The 18,223-nt window shown below is 40.7% G+C and carries 17 protein-coding genes; all 17 read left to right on the forward strand.

Going from position 1 to position 18,223, the window contains the following annotated elements; translation table 11 throughout:
• The first annotated feature begins 30 nt into the window (after positions 1-30).
• The 17 genes from EAL04_RS00670 (at position 31) to coaD (ending at position 18,223) form a co-directional block, all read left to right on the forward strand.
• On the forward strand, positions 31-1,632 hold the full coding sequence (locus tag EAL04_RS00670) for an inorganic phosphate transporter (RefSeq protein ID WP_120972557.1): 1,602 nt from the start codon (positions 31-33) through the stop codon (positions 1,630-1,632).
• A gap of 102 nt (positions 1,633-1,734) precedes the next feature.
• On the forward strand, positions 1,735-3,084 hold the full coding sequence (locus EAL04_RS00675; RefSeq protein ID WP_120972559.1) for a hemolysin family protein: 1,350 nt from the start codon (positions 1,735-1,737) through the stop codon (positions 3,082-3,084).
• On the forward strand, positions 3,081-4,613 hold the full coding sequence (locus tag EAL04_RS00680; RefSeq protein WP_120972561.1) for a TolC family protein: 1,533 nt from the start codon (positions 3,081-3,083) through the stop codon (positions 4,611-4,613). The genes EAL04_RS00675 and EAL04_RS00680 overlap by 4 nt, the downstream gene beginning before the upstream one ends.
• A gap of 11 nt (positions 4,614-4,624) precedes the next feature.
• A complete protein-coding gene (locus tag EAL04_RS00685) occupies positions 4,625-5,614 on the forward strand; it encodes an HlyD family secretion protein (RefSeq protein ID WP_120972564.1) in 990 nt (329 codons plus the stop codon).
• A gap of 11 nt (positions 5,615-5,625) precedes the next feature.
• Complete coding sequence (locus EAL04_RS00690) at positions 5,626-6,723, forward strand: ABC transporter permease (protein ID WP_120972566.1); 1,098 nt, start codon at positions 5,626-5,628, stop codon at positions 6,721-6,723.
• Positions 6,720-7,850: an ABC transporter permease gene (locus tag EAL04_RS00695; protein WP_120972568.1), complete on the forward strand. Its 1,131-nt coding sequence runs from the start codon at positions 6,720-6,722 to the stop codon at positions 7,848-7,850. Before EAL04_RS00690 ends, EAL04_RS00695 begins: the two co-directional genes overlap by 4 nt.
• Positions 7,837-8,409: a YigZ family protein gene (locus tag EAL04_RS00700; protein WP_120972570.1), complete on the forward strand. Its 573-nt coding sequence runs from the start codon at positions 7,837-7,839 to the stop codon at positions 8,407-8,409. The genes EAL04_RS00695 and EAL04_RS00700 overlap by 14 nt, the downstream gene beginning before the upstream one ends.
• Positions 8,410-8,419: 10 nt before the next feature.
• Positions 8,420-8,866, forward strand: a complete 447-nt coding sequence (hemJ, locus tag EAL04_RS00705) for a protoporphyrinogen oxidase HemJ (protein WP_120972572.1) — start codon at positions 8,420-8,422, stop codon at positions 8,864-8,866.
• A 9-nt stretch (positions 8,867-8,875) separates the two neighbouring features.
• Positions 8,876-9,616, forward strand: a complete 741-nt coding sequence (gene ubiE / locus EAL04_RS00710; RefSeq protein ID WP_120972574.1) for a bifunctional demethylmenaquinone methyltransferase/2-methoxy-6-polyprenyl-1,4-benzoquinol methylase UbiE — start codon at positions 8,876-8,878, stop codon at positions 9,614-9,616.
• A gap of 9 nt (positions 9,617-9,625) precedes the next feature.
• Positions 9,626-9,886 (forward strand): exodeoxyribonuclease VII small subunit, encoded by a 261-nt coding sequence (locus tag EAL04_RS00715; RefSeq protein WP_120972577.1) that lies wholly within the window; start codon positions 9,626-9,628, stop codon positions 9,884-9,886.
• Between the two features lie 3 nt (positions 9,887-9,889).
• A complete protein-coding gene (locus EAL04_RS00720) occupies positions 9,890-10,687 on the forward strand; it encodes a carbon-nitrogen hydrolase family protein (protein WP_120972579.1) in 798 nt (265 codons plus the stop codon).
• Positions 10,688-11,935, forward strand: coding sequence for a serine--tRNA ligase (gene serS, locus EAL04_RS00725; RefSeq protein ID WP_120972581.1), 1,248 nt, complete (start codon positions 10,688-10,690; stop codon positions 11,933-11,935). It abuts the gene before it with no gap.
• Between the two features lie 9 nt (positions 11,936-11,944).
• Positions 11,945-14,479 carry a tetratricopeptide repeat protein gene (locus EAL04_RS00730; protein WP_120972583.1) on the forward strand — a complete coding sequence of 845 codons (2,535 nt, stop codon included), beginning with the start codon at positions 11,945-11,947 and terminating at the stop codon, positions 14,477-14,479.
• Complete coding sequence (gene uvrD / locus EAL04_RS00735) at positions 14,479-16,524, forward strand: DNA helicase UvrD (protein ID WP_205585771.1); 2,046 nt, start codon at positions 14,479-14,481, stop codon at positions 16,522-16,524. The genes EAL04_RS00730 and uvrD overlap by 1 nt, the downstream gene beginning before the upstream one ends.
• Positions 16,521-17,177, forward strand: a complete 657-nt coding sequence (gene flgA / locus EAL04_RS00740; RefSeq protein ID WP_120972587.1) for a flagellar basal body P-ring formation chaperone FlgA — start codon at positions 16,521-16,523, stop codon at positions 17,175-17,177. Before uvrD ends, flgA begins: the two co-directional genes overlap by 4 nt.
• Positions 17,178-17,186: 9 nt before the next feature.
• Positions 17,187-17,750, forward strand: a complete 564-nt coding sequence (locus EAL04_RS00745) for a UbiX family flavin prenyltransferase (protein WP_000780095.1) — start codon at positions 17,187-17,189, stop codon at positions 17,748-17,750.
• Positions 17,750-18,223, forward strand: coding sequence for a pantetheine-phosphate adenylyltransferase (coaD, locus tag EAL04_RS00750; RefSeq protein ID WP_001169240.1), 474 nt, complete (start codon positions 17,750-17,752; stop codon positions 18,221-18,223). Before EAL04_RS00745 ends, coaD begins: the two co-directional genes overlap by 1 nt.

The following is an 18,223-nucleotide window of genomic DNA, read 5'->3' on the forward strand; positions in this document are numbered from 1 at the left end:
CCACTATTAGGATAAGGTTTTGATGACGATATGGAAATTAAAAACATCAAAGAGTTTGAAAAAGCTTCCAAAAAACTCCAAAAAGACACTTTAAAGATCGCTCTCGCTCTTTTGTTTCTCATCGGTGCCGCTTTGCTCGCTCTCATTTTTGGGCAGGCTAATTCTAAGGGATTGTTGCTTATTTTTGCGGCTGTGATTGGGGGGTATATGGCGATGAATATTGGCGCGAACGATGTGTCTAATAATGTCGGCCCTGCCGTAGGCTCTAAAGCCATTAGCATGGGCGGGGCGATTTTGATCGCTGCGGTTTGTGAAATGCTAGGAGCGATCATTGCTGGGGGGGAAGTGGTTTCTACGATTAAGGGCCGTATCGTTTCGCCTGAATTTATTAATGATGCGCATGTTTTCATCAATGTCATGTTGGCTAGCCTTTTGAGTGGGGCGTTGTGGTTGCATGTAGCGACTTTAATAGGCGCTCCCGTTTCCACTTCACACTCCGTAGTGGGGGGGATTATGGGGGCTGGAATGGCAGCAGCTGGAATGTCTGCTATTAATTGGCATTTCTTATCAGGCATTGTGGCTAGCTGGGTAATCTCGCCTTTAATGGGGGCTTTGATAGCCATGTTTTTTTTAATGCTCATTAAAAAGACTATCGCTTATAAAGAAGATAAAAAGAGCGCGGCTTTAAAGGTCGTGCCTTATTTGGTAGCGTTGATGAGCTTAACCTTTAGCTGGTATTTGATCGTTAAGGTTTTAAAACGCCTCTATGCGGTGGGTTTTGAAATCCAGCTGGCTTGCGGCTGCATCCTTGCACTTTTGATTTTTATCCTTTTTAAAAGATTTGTGTTAAAAAAAGCCCCACAATTAGAAAATAGCCATGAAAGCATTAATGAGCTTTTTAATGTCCCTTTGATTTTTGCCGCCGCGCTTTTAAGCTTTGCGCATGGGGCTAATGATGTGGCTAACGCTATTGGCCCCTTAGCGGCTATCAGTCAAACTTTAGAAGATGCAAATAGCCCTATGGGGAATACTTTGAGCTCTGTGCCGTTGTGGATTATGGTAGTGGGGGCAGCTGGGATCGCTTTAGGCTTGAGTTTGTATGGGCCAAAGCTCATTAAAACGGTGGGGTCTGAAATCACAGAATTAGACAAAATGCAAGCTTTTTGCATCGCGCTTTCTGCGGTCATTACCGTGCTTTTAGCCTCTCAATTAGGCTTACCGGTAAGCTCTACGCATATTGTGGTGGGCGCGGTGTTTGGGGTGGGCTTTTTAAGGGAGCGCTTAAGGGAGCAATCAAGAAGGCGTTTTGCTAGAATCAGAGACAACATTGTAGCGGCGCACTTTGGGGAAGATTTAGAAGAAATTGAAGGCTTTTTAGAGCGCTTTGATAAAGCCAATTTGAAAGAAAAATCGCTCATGCTAGAGAGCTTGAAAAAAAGCAAGAACACCGCCATCGCTTTGGAATTGAAAAAGAAAGAAAAAAAATCGCTTAAAAAAGTGTACAAAGAAGAAGTGATCAAACGCTCCATTTTAAAAAAGATTGTTACCGCTTGGTTGGTAACCGTGCCGGTTTCTGCGCTTTTAGGCGCGCTTCTTTTTGTGGCTCTTGGTTTTATAGAAAAGTATTTCTAGGGTTTTTGAAGGCTTGATTTTTAAAGTTAGGCTTAATCTTTTATGTTAAAATTCTAAGATTTTATATATTTTATATTTATCGTTAGGTTTTAGGTTTAAATCATGGGGAGGAATCAAGGAGCTTATTTGGATCCGTCTGAATCAATTTTGATGTTGATGGTTACTTTTTTATTGGTGCTGTTGAACGCTTTTTTTGTGCTTTCAGAGTTTGCCCTTGTGAAAGTGCGTAAAACCCGCTTAGAAGAGCTGGTTAAAATCGGTAATTCCAACGCTAAACTCGCTTTAAAGATGAGTCAAAGACTAGACACTTATTTGAGCGCCACGCAGTTAGGCATCACCCTTTCTTCATTAGCTTTAGGCTGGGTGGGTGAGCCCGCTATCGCAAAATTGTTAGCCGCGCTGTTTGAGTCTATGGATTTGAGAGAAAATCCTATTTTTATCCATTCAATGAGCGTGGTCATAGCGTTTTTAAGCATCACTTTTTTGCATGTCGTGTTGGGCGAGATTGTGCCTAAATCTTTAGCGATCGCTAAATCTGAAAAAGCCGCTCTTTTTGCCGCGCGCCCTTTGCATGTGTTTTGGATCGTGTTTTACCCGGTGGTGCGCTTGTTTGATGTGATCGCTCATTTCTTTTTAAAAAAAGTGGGCATCAATCCTAAAGAGCATGACGGCACGCATTCTGAAGAAGAGTTAAAAATCATTGTGGGCGAGAGTTTGAGAGAGGGCATTATTGATTCAGTGGAGGGTGAAATCATTAAAAACGCGGTGGATTTTTCTGACACGAGCGCTAAAGAAATCATGACCCCACGAAAAGACATGGTGTGTTTGGACGAAGAAAACAGCTATGAAGAAAATATAGACATTGTTTTAAAAAGCCATTTCACGCGCTACCCTTATTGTAAAGGCTCTAAAGACAACATTATCGGCATGGTGCATATCAGAGACTTGCTCTCTCGCTCTATTTTTACCCCCAAAATGCATGATTTCAATCAAATCGTTAGGAAAATGATCATCGTCCCTGAGAGCGCTTCCATTTCTCAAATCCTTATTAAAATGAAAAAAGAGCAAATCCATACCGCTTTGGTGATTGATGAATACGGCGGCACGGCCGGGTTGCTCACTATGGAAGACATTATTGAAGAGATCATGGGGGAAATTAGCGACGAATACGACTTGAAACAAGAGGGCGTGAACAAGCTTGAAGAGGGCGTGTTTGAATTAGAGGGCATGCTGGATTTAGAGAGCGTAGAAGAAGTGCTTCATATCCAATTTGACAAAGAATGCGAGCAGGTAACGCTTGGGGGCTATGTTTTTAGCTTGCTAGAGCGCATGCCTATGGAGGGAGATACAATCGTTTCGCATGGGTATTCTTTTGAAGTCTTAAGCGTGGATGGGGCTAGGATAAAACGCTTGAAAGCGGTTAAACAAGATCAGGGAGAAAATGAAGCATGAAAAAAACAACCCTCTTTGTATTGGGCTTATTATTCAATAGCTCTTTAAGTGCTGTTGATGAGACTTCTAAAACCGAGCCTTCTTCTTTGAATTTGGCTGAAGACAGCGCGCCTTTGAACCATCCTAACGCTCAAAAGCTCTCTTTAAAAAACGCATGGAATAGGGTGTTATCCAACCATGAAGGCTTGCATGCGCAAGAATACGCCATTAAGCGAGCGAGTAAAATGAAATTAGCGGCTAAACTTTCTTTTTTGCCTCAAATTGATTTGAGCGCTTTTTATGTGTACCTCTCTAACCCCATTAAAATGGATTTTGCCAGCCAAAAACAACCGGGCGTGCAAAAAGCCACCAACCAGATCCATCAAGGCTTGCAAAACATCCAACAAAATATCCCCCCTCAAGTATTAACCCCTCAAATCCAAGCGGGCATGCAAGGGGTGATGCAAGGCTTTGGGGCTTTGAGCAGCACTTTAGAAGCCCCCTTATTGTTTTCTAAGCAAAATGTGGTGATTGGGGCTTTGAGCATTATTTATCCCCTTTATATGGGTGGGGCAAGATTCACGATGGTGCGCATTGCGGATTTGATGCAAAAAGACGCTAACGAAGTGTATCGCTTGAAAAAGCTTTCCACTTTTCAAGAGCTTGTGAGCGTGTATTATGGCATGGTGTTAAACGCGGAAGTGGCTGAAACTTTAGAAGAAGTGGAAAAAGGCCATTATAAGCATTTCCAAAACGCTTTAAAAATGCAAAAAGTAGGGCAAATCGCTAGGGTAGAAACCTTAGGCGCTCAAGTGGCTTATGATAAGGCCCATATCGCTAGCGTTAAGGCTAAAGACGTGTTAGAAGTTTCGCAGCTCTCGTTCAATTCCATTTTATCTAGCAAGGACGATTTAGCGCCTTCAAGCAAATTAGAGATCCACACCGAGAAAAATCTGCCCAATTTGAGCTTTTTTGTTTCTTCCACGCTCAATTCCTACCCGGCTTTAAAGACCTTAGAAAACCAGGTTCAAATTTCTAAAGAAAACACGAAACTACAGATCGCTAAATTCTTGCCCCAAGTGAGTTTTTTTGGCTCTTATCTCATGAAGCAAAACAATTCGGTGTTTGAAGACATGATCCCTAATTGGTTTGTGGGCGTGGCCGGGCGCATGCCTATCCTTTCCCCCACAGGACGCATTCAAAAATACCAAGCGAGCAAATTAGCGGAGTTGCAAGCTAGTAGCGAACAAATCCAGGCTAAAAAAAACATGGAATTGTTAGTGAATAAGACTTATAAAGAGACGCTTTCTTATTTGAAAGAATACAAAAGCTTGCTTTCTAGCGTGGAATTAGCCAAAGAAAATTTAAAACTCCAAGAGCAGGCTTTTTTGCAAGGCTTAAGCACCAACGCTCAAGTCATTGATGCGAGGAACACGCTTTCTTCTATCATCGTGGAGCAAAAAAGCGTGGCTTATAAATACATTGTTTCATTAGCGAATTTAATGGCGTTAAGCGATCACATTGATTTATTTTATGAATTTGTTTATTAAAGGAAGAAATCATGTCAAATAGCATGTTGGATAAAAATAAAGCGATTCTTACAGGGGGTGGGGCTTTATTATTAGGGCTAATCGTGCTTTTTTATTTGGCTTATCGCCCTAAGGCTGAAGTGTTGCAAGGGTTTTTGGAAGCCAGAGAATACAGCGTGAGCTCCAAAGTCCCTGGGCGCATTGAAAAGGTGTTTGTTAAAAAAGGCGATCACATTAAAAAAGGCGATTTGGTTTTTAGCATTTCTAGCCCTGAATTAGAAGCCAAGCTCGCTCAAGCTGAAGCCGGGCATAAAGCCGCTAAAGCGCTTAGCGATGAAGTCAAAAGAGGCTCAAGAGATGAAACGATCAATTCTGCAAGAGATGTTTGGCAAGCGGCAAAATCCCAAGCGACTCTAGCCAAAGAGACTTATAAGCGCGTTCAAGATTTGTATGATAACGGCGTGGCGAGCTTGCAAAAGCGCGATGAAGCTTATGCGGCTTATGAAAGCACCAAATACAACGAGAGCGCGGCTTACCAAAAGTATAAAATGGCTTTAGGGGGGGCGAGCTCTGAAAGTAAGATTGCCGCTAAGGCTAAAGAGAGCGCGGCTTTAGGGCAAGTGAATGAAGTGGAGTCTTATTTAAAAGATGTCAAGGCTACAGCCCCAATTGATGGGGAAGTGAGTAATGTGCTTTTAAGCGGTGGCGAGCTTAGCCCTAAGGGTTTTCCTGTGGTGCTCATGATTGATTTAAAGGATAGTTGGTTAAAAATCAGCGTGCCTGAAAAGTATTTGAACGAGTTTAAAGTGGGTAAGGAATTTGAAGGCTATATCCCAGCGTTGAAAAGAAGCGCGAAATTCAGGGTCAAATATTTGAGCGTGATGGGGGATTTTGCGACTTGGAAAGCGACGAATAATTCCAACACTTACAACATGAAAAGCTATGAAGTGGAGGCCATACCCTTAGAAGAGTTGGAAAATTTTAGGGTAGGGATGAGCGTGTTAGTTACCATTAAACCTTAAAAAGGATTGTTTTGTTCAGATTGATAAGCGCATGGGTTTTACAAGATAAGTTCTTGTTTGTCGTGTGTTTTATATTGCCTTTTTGTTTAGGGGTTTTAGGCACGCAAATCTTTAAACAAGAAATCCCAAGACAGCTCCCTATCGTGGTGGTGGATTTGGATAAGACCACGACAAGCCATCAGGTAGCGTTTGAATTAGGTGCAACGAGCGCGCTTCAAATCAAACACCAAGTAGCTAGCCTTTTAGAAGCCAAACGCTTTTTAAACTCCGCTGAAGCGTATGGGGCGTTAGTTTTGCCTAGAGATTTAGAGAAAAAAATCAAAATGGGGCGAAAGGTGGATTTGCCCTTTTACTATAACGCTGAGTATGTTTTGGTTGGGAAAACGCTCAAAAACGCCTTCTTACAAACCGCTTTGACTTTAGACGCTAAAACCTTAGCCACCAAAGCTTTAGTGCGAGATTCCAATTTGATTTCTGCTAAAGCCCAAGCAATGCCTATTGTTTTGCAATTGCATGCCCTATACAATGAAGAAAACAATTACACGCAATACCTTTTAAGCGTGATGCTGCCTTGCATGTGGCTTATTTTCATTGCGATTGGCATGCTCAATTTCATTCAAAAAGCCTCTAACATGCGAGAGCTTTTAATCAGTATTTTAGCGAATGTGTGCGTGTTTAGTTTTTGGGGGATGGGCATGGCGTTTTATTTTAATTTCATTGGCATGCAGGGGCATTATGCGCATTTGTTGTTGGTCTTTTTGGCGGTAGTTTTAATGGCACTCGTTATGAGCGGGTTTGTGGTGCTAGTCTATGGCATTTCAAAAAGCGTTATTGAAACCGCGGGCGCGATTGGGGTCTATACCGCTCCAAGCTTTGCGTTTGCTGGGGTAACTTACCCGCAAAACAACATGGAAATTTTTGGGGATTTTTGGAGCCATTGCTTGCCCATTAGCCATTTTATGAAGTTCTTTTTACAAGAGGCTTACTATAAGACGGATTTTACCGATTCTTTAAATTCTTTAATGCCGCTTGTGTTCTTTTTAATCTTTTTAGCCTTAGGGCTTTTAGTTTTTTATTTTTCTTTTAAAAAAGACAAGGCTAGCGCATGAATTTTTTTAAAATCCTTTTAATGGAGTTAAGAGCCATTGTTTCTCATAAGGGCGTTTTATTAATCCTTATAGGCGCTCCTTTAATCTATGGCTTGTTATACCCTTTGCCTTATTTAAAAGACATTGTAACGCAGCAAAAAATCGCCCTTGTAGATGAAGACAATTCCTTTCTTTCCAGGCAATTAGCCTTCATGGCGCAAAGCTCCAACGAGTTAGAAATCGCTTTTTTTAGCCCCTCTATGTTGGAAGCCAAAAAGCTTTTAAAAGAAGAAAAAATTTATGGGATCTTGCATATCCCTTCGCATTTTGAAGCCAATATCCATAAACAAGTGCCTGTAACGATAGATTTTTATGCGAATTCCAATTACTTTTTGATTTATGGTGCCTTAGCGAATGCGGTGGTGGGGAGCATCAACGCTTTAAACGATGAAATCAGGTTCAAACGCAACGCTCAAATAGAAGAAGCTGAATTAGGGACAGACGGGATTAAAATCAGGCCTATCGCTTTGTATAACCCTAGTGAGGGGTATTTGAATTACGCGCTCTCTAGCGTGTTTATTTTCATCTTACACCAGGTGATGCTCATTGCAAGCAGCATGTTTACTAGCTCCAGGCGTTTGGAATTGGCCCTTTTAGACAAAAAAGAAATCGCTTTAAGGCTGTGCGCAAGACTCTTGGTGTTTATGGCAGCGTTTAGCGTTTTTATTTTATGGTATTTTGGGGCGCTGTTTTCTTTTTATGGGATCGAACGGCATGGGAGTGCTTTAATGGTGTTTTTGAATAGCTTGATTTTCATGCTTGCGACCTTGAGTTTGGGGTCGTTTTTAGGTGCATGGATTAAAGATGAAGCCCACACCACTCAAATCGTTTTAATCTCTTCTTTGCCCTTGATTTTTATGATGGGTTTTGTGTGGCCTTTTGAATCCTTGCCCTCTTATTTACAGGTTTTCGTTCAAATAGTGCCTGCTTATCATGGGATCAGTTTATTAGGGCGATTGAATCAAATGCATGCGGAATTTATAGATGTTTCCATCCATTTTTATGCGCTTATTGCGATTTTTATCGTGAGTTTTATAGGGAGTGTCTTTAAACTCAGCTCTTTAAAGAAAGCTTGTGAAAACGCTTAAAAACCTCATCGCTTCCAAGCACCAGATTAAAGCGTCTCGCTTTTTAGGGTATCTTATGCCTTTTGATGATTTTGAAAAAACCCTTTTAGAATTGAAAAAAGAGCATTTTAAAGCCACGCATTTTGTAACGGCGTTCCGCTATTCTTTGGAGGGCAAAATCACGGAGGGTTTTAGCGATGATGGCGAGCCTAAAGGGAGTTCAGGGATGCCTGTGCTTAGCGTTTTAAAGCGAAAGGATTTGATCAATATAGGATTAGTGAGCGTGCGTTATTTTGGAGGCACGCTTTTAGGGGTGGGGGGCTTGATGAAAGCTTATGCCACTAGCGCGTTATTGTGCGTAGAAAACGCTCAAAAAGAAAACGCTTTGAAGGATTTTGTGGAGTTGGAAACTTTAAGCGCTCATTATTCTTACAAAGAATTAGACGCTCTTCAGCGTGAAATTAAGAAATTTAGCTTACAATTAAGCAAGAAGAATTTTTCAAACCAAAGCGTGGAAGTGGAAATCAGCGGCGAAAGAGAAAATTTGCAAGCGTTTTTACAACAAAATAAGATAAATTAGGGAGAGTGGTATGGGATTTTTGAATGGGTATTTTTTATGGGTTAAGGCTTTCCATGTGATAGCGGTCATTTCGTGGATGGCGGCGTTATTTTATTTGCCGCGCCTTTTTGTCTATCATGCAGAAAACGCGCATAAAAAAGAGTTTGTAGGAGTGGTTAAAATCCAAGAAAAAAAGCTTTATTCCTTTATCGCTTCACCGGCTATGGGTTTCACGCTTATCACAGGGATTTTGATGTTGTTGATAGAGCCTGCACTCTTTAAAAGTGGAGGGTGGTTGCATGCTAAGTTGGCTTTAGTGATCTTACTTTTAGCCTATCATTTTTATTGCAAAAAATGCATGCGTGAGCTGGAAAAAGACCCTACAAGAAGAAACGCAAGGTTTTATCGTGTGTTTAATGAAGTGCCAACCATTTTAATGATCCTCATTGTGATCTTAGTGGTTGTCAAGCCTTTTTAAAGACAAGCCATGAAGAAAGAAAATCGCCTCAAGCAAGAAAAGATCATCAACATGTTTGATGATATAGCCAGCTCTTACGATCAAGCCAACCGCTTGATGAGTTTTGGCTTAGACGTTAAATGGCGCCAAAGGGCTTGCGAGCATGCGTTTTTGTTTTTGGAAAACAAGAAAGCGTTAAGGCTTGTGGATGTGGCATGCGGGACAGGGGATATGCTTGTGGCTTGGCAAAAAAGCGCTCTCAATTGCGGTATAGAATTTAAGGAATGTTTGGGGATTGACCCCTCTAATAACATGCTTGAATTAGCTATCAAAAAATGTGAAGAGCTTGAAAACAAAGCTTCTTTCATCCAAGCTCAAGCCAAAGATTTAAAGGGCGTTGAAAGTAACAGCGTGGATATCCTCTCCATTGCGTATGGCTTGCGTAATATCGTGGAAAGACAAGAAGCTTTAAAAGAGTTTTTTAGGGTGTTAAAGCCTAGGGGCGTTTTAGTGATTTTAGAATTTTTAAAAAAAGACAACCCCACATGGCTGGATAAAATCTCAGGGTTTTACACGAATAAGGTTTTGCCTTTGGTGGGAGGGGCTATCAGTAAGAATTATGGCGCTTATTCTTATTTACCGCAATCCATTGAGGGGTTTTTGAGTTTGGAGAGTTTGAAGCATGAATTGAAAAACGCAGGGTTTGAGATTTTAAGGACTGAAGATTCTATCGCTCAAATTTCAACGACCATGCTTGTTAAAAAAAGCTAAAGGAATGTCATGCAAGATGAATTATTTGAAACCGAAAAAACCCCCCCAAAAAACACTAAAAACGCTAAAAACGCCCCTAAAAAAAGTTTTGAAGAGCATGTTCATTCCCTAGAGCAAGCCATAGATCGCTTGAATGATCCCAATTTATCCTTAAAAGACGGGATGGATTTGTATAAAACGGCCATGCAAGAGTTGTTTTTGGCTCAAAAGCTTTTAGAAAACGCTTATTTAGAGCATGAAAAACTCCAAACGCCAGACCAAAAGGCTTAAAGCATGCGCGTGTTTGCCTTACAGCTAGAGTCTTTTGAAGAAAACCTCATGCAATCCTTATTCAACTCCATACCCAAGCAAAGCGTGGTGGTGTTGCCTGAATACGTGATCAACCCCTTTTTCCACCATAACATGGGATTGGATGCGAATGAAATCAACGCGCAGTCTGCGCGAGCGATGGAGTTTTTATCGCAAAAATGCGAAGAATTAGATTTGATCGTTTCAGCCCCAATGCTTTTAGAAGAACATTCTAAAATCTATAAAAAAATCGCCCTCATTTCTAAAGAAAAAATCCAGTATTACACGCAACAACGCTTAATTCCCTATTCTCATTGGGATGAAGAAAGCTTTTTTGACAATGAAAAAAGCGCTTTTAAAGAATTGCTCGTGTTTGAAAGAGATGGCTTGAAATTCGCCCCTTTGTTTGGCTTTGAAGCGCATTTTGATGAAATATGGGTTCAGGCTAAAAATCAGGGCGTGGATGTGGTGCTTTTAAGCAGCGTGGCCACTTTTGAATCCAATGAAAGGTGGCGGCTTTTGTGCCAGATGCGCGCTTTTTGCACTTCTTGCGTGGTGGTTAGGGCTAATAGGATCGGAGCGTATCACCAGATCATTGTAGAAGAAGATCAAAAAAACGAATTTTTGTGGAAATTTTATGGGGATAGTTTTGTGGCCTTGCCCAATGGCGCTATTGAAGATTCTTTAGAGGGTAAAATGGGGGCTTTGAGTGCTCAAATAGATAAAAACGATATAGACGAATGGGCTAAATTGTGGCATTTTAGAACGATTAAAGAGGGTTGAATGATTGATAGAAAATTTTTATTGCAAGATTTTGACAAGGTGGCTCTTTCTTTAAAAAAGCGTAATGATGCGATGGGTGATGAGTTGGAGCGTTTGCGCGAAGTCATCACGCATTATAAAAAACAGCTCATTGAATTGGAAGGCTTGCAAGCCTTTCAAAACAAGGTTTCTAAAGAATTTGGTATCAAAATGGCTCAAAAAATGGATACAAGCGATCTCAAAAAAGAGCTAGAAAACAATAAAATCAAATTGAATGAGCTTTCTAAAAGCGTGGGCGAATTGGAGCAACAAATTGATTTGAAGCTTTCCATAATCCCTAATCTAGTGGATGAAAAAACTCCTTTAGGCGCGAATGAAGAAGACAACATAGAAATTAAAAAAATCTTAACCCCCAGGGTTTTTAATTTCAAACCCAAAGAGCATTTTGAACTCGCTCAACAAAATGGCTGGATTGATTTTGAAAGCGGCGTGAAACTCGCCAAAAGTCGTTTTTCGGTCATTAGGGGTTTTGGGGCGAAAATTTATCGCGCGCTCATTTATTTAATGTTAGATTTTAATGAAAAAAATGGCTTTGAAATCATCTACACGCCGGCGTTAGTGAATGAAAAAATGCTTTTTGGGACCGGGCAATTGCCCAAATTCAAAGAAGATGTTTTTAAAATAGAAAATGAAAATTTGTATCTGATCCCCACCGCTGAGGTAACGCTCACTAATCTATACAACGACACCATTATTAGCGTTGAAAACCTCCCCATTAAAATGACCGCGCACACGCCTTGTTTCAGGAGCGAAGCAGGGAGTGCGGGCAAGGACACAAGGGGGATGATAAGACAGCACCAGTTTGATAAAGTAGAGCTAGTGGCTATCACGCACCCTAAAGAAAGCGATTCCATGCAAGAATATATGCTAGAGAGCGCGAGCGAGATTTTAAAGGCTTTGGAATTACCGCACCGGTTCGTGCAATTGTGCAGTGGGGATTTAGGCTTTAGCGCGAGCAACACGATAGACATTGAAGTGTGGCTGCCTGGGCAAAATTGCTACAGAGAAATCAGCTCCGTGTCTAACACGAGGGATTTTCAAGCCAGGCGCGCCAAAATCCGCTTCAAAGAAAATCAAAAAAACCAATTAGTGCACACCTTAAACGGCTCTTCTTTAGCGGTAGGAAGGACTATGGTCGCTTTAATGGAAAACCACCAGCAAGCGGATGGGAGCATTCATATTCCTAAGGCGTTAGAAAAATACCTTTAAGGCTAGTTCGTGCTGAATGAAGAGCAAAATTCATTAGAAGAAAAAGGGGGCGAAAATAAAAACGAAAAAGAAACCCCCCTAAAGGGCATTCATTCTAAAATCCCCTCTTTGAAGCAGGCTTTAAAGCAGACGCTCAATAAAATCAAAAGCTCTAAAGAGTTTTTTAAACAATTCTTACACAATAAAAAAAAGCTTTATATCGCGCTTGGAGCATTGCTTTCACTCATCGCGCTCATTGTGGCTTTGAGCTTGTTATTAGGGCATAAAAAAGAAAACCAACAAACTTCTTTACAAACTAATATTGCCACCACCAATAACGAAACGCCTAACGACACCAACAACGCTAACAACACACAAGCCGAGGGGCAAATAGAGAATTTAGACTTACCCGATTTAATCGGCAAGGACTCCCTCAAACGAAGTGATGAGAATCAAGTGGATGCGATGATGCAAAAAGCGAGCCTTTTGTATGAGCAAGGGCAAAAAGATGAAGCCTTACACCTGTTTGACAAAGCCGCTTCTTTTTCGCAAGGGATTGCGAGCCATAATTTAGGGGTGATTAAGTTTAAGGAAAAGGATTTTAACGGGGCGTTGGATTTGTTTGATTCTAGCATCGCTTCTAAAGAAAACGCGAGCGTGAGCGCGATTGATGCGTTAGTTACGGCTTATCATTTGCAAGATGCGGATTTATATTATCATTATCTAAAAATTGTAAGAGACACTTTGTATAAAGATTATAAAAAGTCTTTTTATTCCTACGCTTACGCGCTCAAATCCTATTACGCCGGGGAGTATTTTGAAGCCCTTTCGCCCTTAATGCACCCTAATTCCAACGCCTTTTTAAAGCCTAACGCGCGCCTAGCGTCTAAATTGTTTTTGATGTTTAAAGATGAAACGAACGCTTACAAGCAATTACAAAAAAGCGCAAACGCCCAAGATGAGCTTGCTTTAGGGCTTTTGCAGGCGCGTTTGGGCCATTACAAGCAGGCTTTGGAGCATTTGCAGCATTATTTGCACAACTACCCTAAAGATTTAAACGCTTTGATGGCTTTGGAATTGGTGAGTTTGAAAAAAGGCGACACCCTTAAAGCGAGCGAAGCCTTAAAATTAGCCAGCCACACAAAAGAAGACACGCTATTAGCCAACTCTTTTTACCCCATCAAGCCCACTATCAACCCTGTTTTTTTGGATAAAGAAAGGGCCAAAGAGCGTTTTTGGAACACGCAATATTTTGAAGGTAAAAGGGATTTTATCTACCGCTTGTTATTTTATTACGCCCCTTTTAAGGTTTTAGACTCTAAAGAAACCTTAGGCGTGATTGAAGAGGGGCTGTTTCTTTTAGATTCTGACACGCAAAAGGATTTAGAGGGGGCAAGCCTTGCTTTTAAAAGGGGGCGTTTGATGGCGATAGCGGATAAAAACGCGCTCAAAGGGTTGAAAGCGTTAGAAAAGAAGCGCCTAAAAAAAGCCCTTTCTTTTTTTGATTTGTCTTTAAAAAATAGCCCCAATAACGCGCTTTTGCATTATAATGTGGGTTTGATTTATGCGCAATTGGAAAATTACCACAAAGCTTATTTCCATTTTTTAAGGGCTTTCCATTTGAATTCTGCGGATTATTTGAGCGCGATTTTTGCGATTCTAGCCTCGCATTTCACCCATGAAGACACCACGGAGTTTTTAAGAGAAATCACCGAGAATTTTTATAGTCATGATTTTTCTAGCCCCACGCAAAAAGCCTTACTCTCTTCGCTCATCGCTTATTTGAATTACCGCACGAATTGGGATATGGACTGGCTTAAAAACGCCCCTAAAAAACTCCCCTTTTATTACGCGCTAGAAGCGGTGTTCGCTAAAGAGAGCAAAGATAAAAAATTGATGGTGAAATCTTTTGGGAATTTAAAAAAAATGCTCCCTAAAGATCTCATCTCTAATATTTTTTATGAAATCGTTTCGTATTATGATGCGAGTATCCGGCACACTTTAAGCATTTACACCCTTTTAGATTCGCATAAAATCAGTTGGGATCAAACCATGCAAGGGCCCATTTTAGGGCGTCATTTCTACACTTACATGGGATTTATGGTCAATGATTTAGATCATCAAGAAAGATTACTAGAGCAAAAAATCGCCAGTTTAGAAGAGGGCGAAGCCCCTAACGATTGGTTGGAAAATTTAGCCTTAGTGAGTTTGTTTCAAGGCCAGTATGAAAAAGCGGGCGCGTTGTATCAAAACTTAATTAGCGATCTTAAGGACAATGAGACACGCTTAAAAATCCTAGCGGGTTTGACTTATATCGCGCAAAGTAATTACAATAACGCCGCTTTATGGCTAGAGCTTGGGAAATTAGACGATCCTAATAATGAAAATATCCGTTACGCTTTAGGGTTGTTGTATCAAAGAAAAGGGGACTTGAAATCAGCGCTAAACCATTTTTTAGCCATTAAAACCTCTGATTTTTCTTCGCCTTATTTTGATTTTGAAATTGATGCTAACCTTTTAAAAGAGCGTTTAAACCAAGAAAAAAAAGGCGAGTTTTTAGAATAATGGGTTTTGAAAAAAGCATTTTAGACAATTTGAACGAAGCACAAAAAATCGCTGCAAGCCACATTCAAGGGCCTTTGTTGATTTTAGCGGGAGCTGGGAGCGGCAAGACTAAGACTTTAACGAGCCGTTTAGCGTATTTGATTGGCGCTTGTGGCGTGCCTAGCGAAAACACTTTAACGCTCACTTTCACCAATAAAGCGAGTAAAGAAATGCAAGAAAGGGCTTTGAAATTGTTGGAAAACCAAGCCTTTATCCCCCCCTTGCTTTGCACTTTCCATCGTTTTGGTTTGCTGTTTTTAAGGCAACGCATGAATCTTTTGAAAAGGGCGTGCGATTTTTCGGTGCTAGATAGCGATGAAGTCAAAACGCTGTGCAAACAGCTCAAAATTTCAAACTTTAGAGTCAATATTTCTCAAATCAAAAACGGCATGATGGATTTGAGCATGCAAGATAGCGAATGTCATAAAGCGTATGAGCTTTATCAAAACGCGCTCAAAAAAGACAATTTAGTGGATTTTGACGATTTGCTTTGTTTAAGCCTTAAGATTTTACAAGATAATGAAAAACTCGCCAAAGAGACTAGCGAGCGCTACCATTACATTATGGTAGATGAATACCAAGACACGAACGCCTTACAATTGGAGCTTTTAAAACAATTGAGTTTCACGCACCATAATTTGTGCGTGGTGGGCGATGACGATCAGAGCATTTATGGTTTTAGGGGGGCTGATATTTCTAATATTTTAAATTTTTCCAAGCATTTTAAAGGGGCTAAAATAGTGAAATTAGAGACCAATTACCGCTCTAGCGCTGAAATTTTAGCGTGCGCTAATTCTTTGATTAGCCATAACCAACACCGCCACATTAAAACGCTTCAAAGTTTCAAAGGCTCGCATAAAAGCGTGGTTTGTAAGGAATATTTGACGCAAAAAGAAGAGAGCCTGGATGTGGCTTATCAAATCAAAGCCCTTTTAAAGAAGGGCGAAAATTTAGAAAATATCGCTATTTTGTATCGTTTAAACGGGCTTAGCCGCAGCATTGAAGAGAGCTTGAACGCTTTGAATATCCCCTATAGGCTTATTGGGGCGGTGAGTTTTTATGAAAGAGCCGAGATTAAAGACGCTTTGGCGTTCATGCATGTAGTGGCTAAAAAAGACGATCGCTTTTTTATCAAGCGCGTTTTAAACAAGCCCCCAAGAGGCCTTGGCAAGATCACTCAAGAATGGATTTTTTCCCTTTTAGATGATGGAGGTTTGAATTTAGAAGAAGCGCTAAAACTTGGGGCGTTTAAAGGCAAATTAAACCCTAAAAACGAATACGCTTTAAAGAAATTCACCGCTATGATAGGGCGTTTGAGGGAGGCTTTTGAAATTTCAGTAGAGGAGTTTTGCGAGCGGTTTTTAGAAGAAACTAACCTTTTAAAAAGCTATGAAAAAGAAGACAATTACGAAGAAAGAGAGGGCTTTGTTAAAGAGCTTTTAAGTTTAGTGAAAGAGCATTTTAAAACTAACCCCACGCATTCCTTATTGGATTTTTTGAATGAAAGCGTGCTAGATGTCCATAATACAGAAAACGCGCAAAAAGTGAGCTGCATGAGCGTGCATATGAGTAAGGGCTTAGAGTTTAAGCATGTGTTTGTGATCGGATTAGAAGAAGGGTTTTTCCCGCATAGGGGGTTCAATCAAGAAAGCGATTTAGAAGAAGAAAGGCGCTTGGCTTATGTGGCGATCACTAGGGCTAAAGAAGGATTGCAACTTTCTTATGTCAAAGAGCGTTCGTATTTTGGGAGGAAAATTTCTTGCTCGCCCTCTGTGTTTTTAGAAGAAGCCAAGCTGCTTAAAAGCGATCAAGCCCCTAAACAAAATCACCAAAAAAATACGCCCATTAAAGTGGGGGATTTGATCAAACATAAGATTTTTGGCACCGGGAGGGTTTTAGGCGTGGAAAAGGGCTTGAGCGGTTTGTGCTTGAAAATCAATTGCGGAGGGAATGTCTATGATAAAATCTCAGAAAAATTTGTAGAAAAAGTGGATAACGAGTTTTGAAAATTTTAACCCTTTTTTTGATAAGTTTAAACGCGCTCTTCGCCCTAGATTTAAACGCGCTTAAAACAGGGATTAAAGAAACCTATCTCAAAGAATACCAAGACTTAAAATTGGAAATTGAAACAATTAATTTAGAAATCCCGGAGCGTTTTTCTCACGCTTCCATTTTAAGCTATGAATTGAGCGCTTCTAACAAGCTTAAAAAAGATGGGGTTGTGTTTTTAAAATTGGAAAATGAGCCTAATTTACGCCTACCGGTGCGTTATAGCGTGATAGCGAGCATGCAGGTTTTTAAAAGCATAAGCGCGATTAAAAAAGATGAAAACATCACCGCTAACAACACCAAAAAAGAGCGCGTTTTATTTGGCGCGCTTTCTAATCCTTTATTAGAGGGCGCGATTGATAGAGTGAGCGCGAAACATTTTATCCCCCCTGACACGCTTTTAAGCATGGATAAAACCCAAGCTTTAATCATCGTGCGTAAAAACGACATCATCACCGGGGTGTATGAAGAGGGGCAAATCAGCATAGAAATAAGCCTAAAAGCCCTAGAAAATGGCGCGCTTAATCAAATCATTCAAGCCAAAAATTTAGAAAGCAATAAAATACTCAAAGCAAAAGTGTTGAGCAGCTCTAAAGTGCAAATCTTATAAAGGACATTCATGAAATTGGTTTTAGGCATCAGTGGAGCAAGCGGGATACCCCTAGCCTTGCGGTTTTTAGAAAAATTACCCAAAGAAATTGAAGTTTTTGTCGTGGCGTCTAAAAACGCGCATGTCGTGGCGTTAGAAGAATCGAATATCAACCTTAAAAACGCCATGAAAGATTTACGGCCTGGTGCTACTTTTTTCAACGAGCAAGACATCCATGCGAGCATCGCTTCAGGGAGTTATGGTATCCATAAAATGGCGATCATTCCAGCGAGCATGGACATGGTGGCTAAAATTGCGCATGGCTTTGGGGGGGATTTGATCTCTAGGAGCGCCTCTGTCATGCTTAAAGAAAAGCGCCCCTTACTCATTGCCCCTAGAGAAATGCCTTTAAGCGCTATCATGTTAGAAAATTTGCTCAAACTCGCCCATTCTAATGCGATCATTGCGCCGCCGATGATGACTTATTACACCCAGAGCAAGACTTTAGAAGCGATGCAAGATTTTTTAGTGGGGAAGTGGTTTGACAGCTTAGGGATAGAAAATGACTTATACCCACGATGGGGAATGAACTGATGCAAAAAATCGGCATTTACCCGGGCACTTTTGATCCGGTCACTAACGGGCATATAGACATCATCCACCGCTCTAGCGAATTGTTTGAAAAGCTCATTGTCGCTGTGGCGCATTCAAGCGCTAAAAACCCCATGTTTAGTTTAGATGAGCGCTTAAAAATGATGCAACTAGCCACTAAAAGTTTTAAAAATGTAGAATGCGTTGCGTTTGAAGGGCTATTAGCTAATTTGGCTAAAGAATACCATTGTAAGGTGTTAGTTAGGGGCTTAAGGGTGGTGAGCGATTTTGAATACGAATTGCAAATGGGCTATGCGAACAAATCCTTAAACCACGAATTAGAAACCTTGTATTTCATGCCCACTTTACAAAACGCATTTATTAGCTCTTCTATCGTGCGATCCATTATCGCGCATAAGGGCGATGCGAGCCATTTAGTGCCTGAAGAAATTTATCCTTTGATTTCAAAGGCTTAA

The sequence above is a fragment of the Helicobacter pylori genome, from assembly GCF_003638305.1.
GTDB lineage: Bacteria > Campylobacterota > Campylobacteria > Campylobacterales > Helicobacteraceae > Helicobacter > Helicobacter pylori_DJ.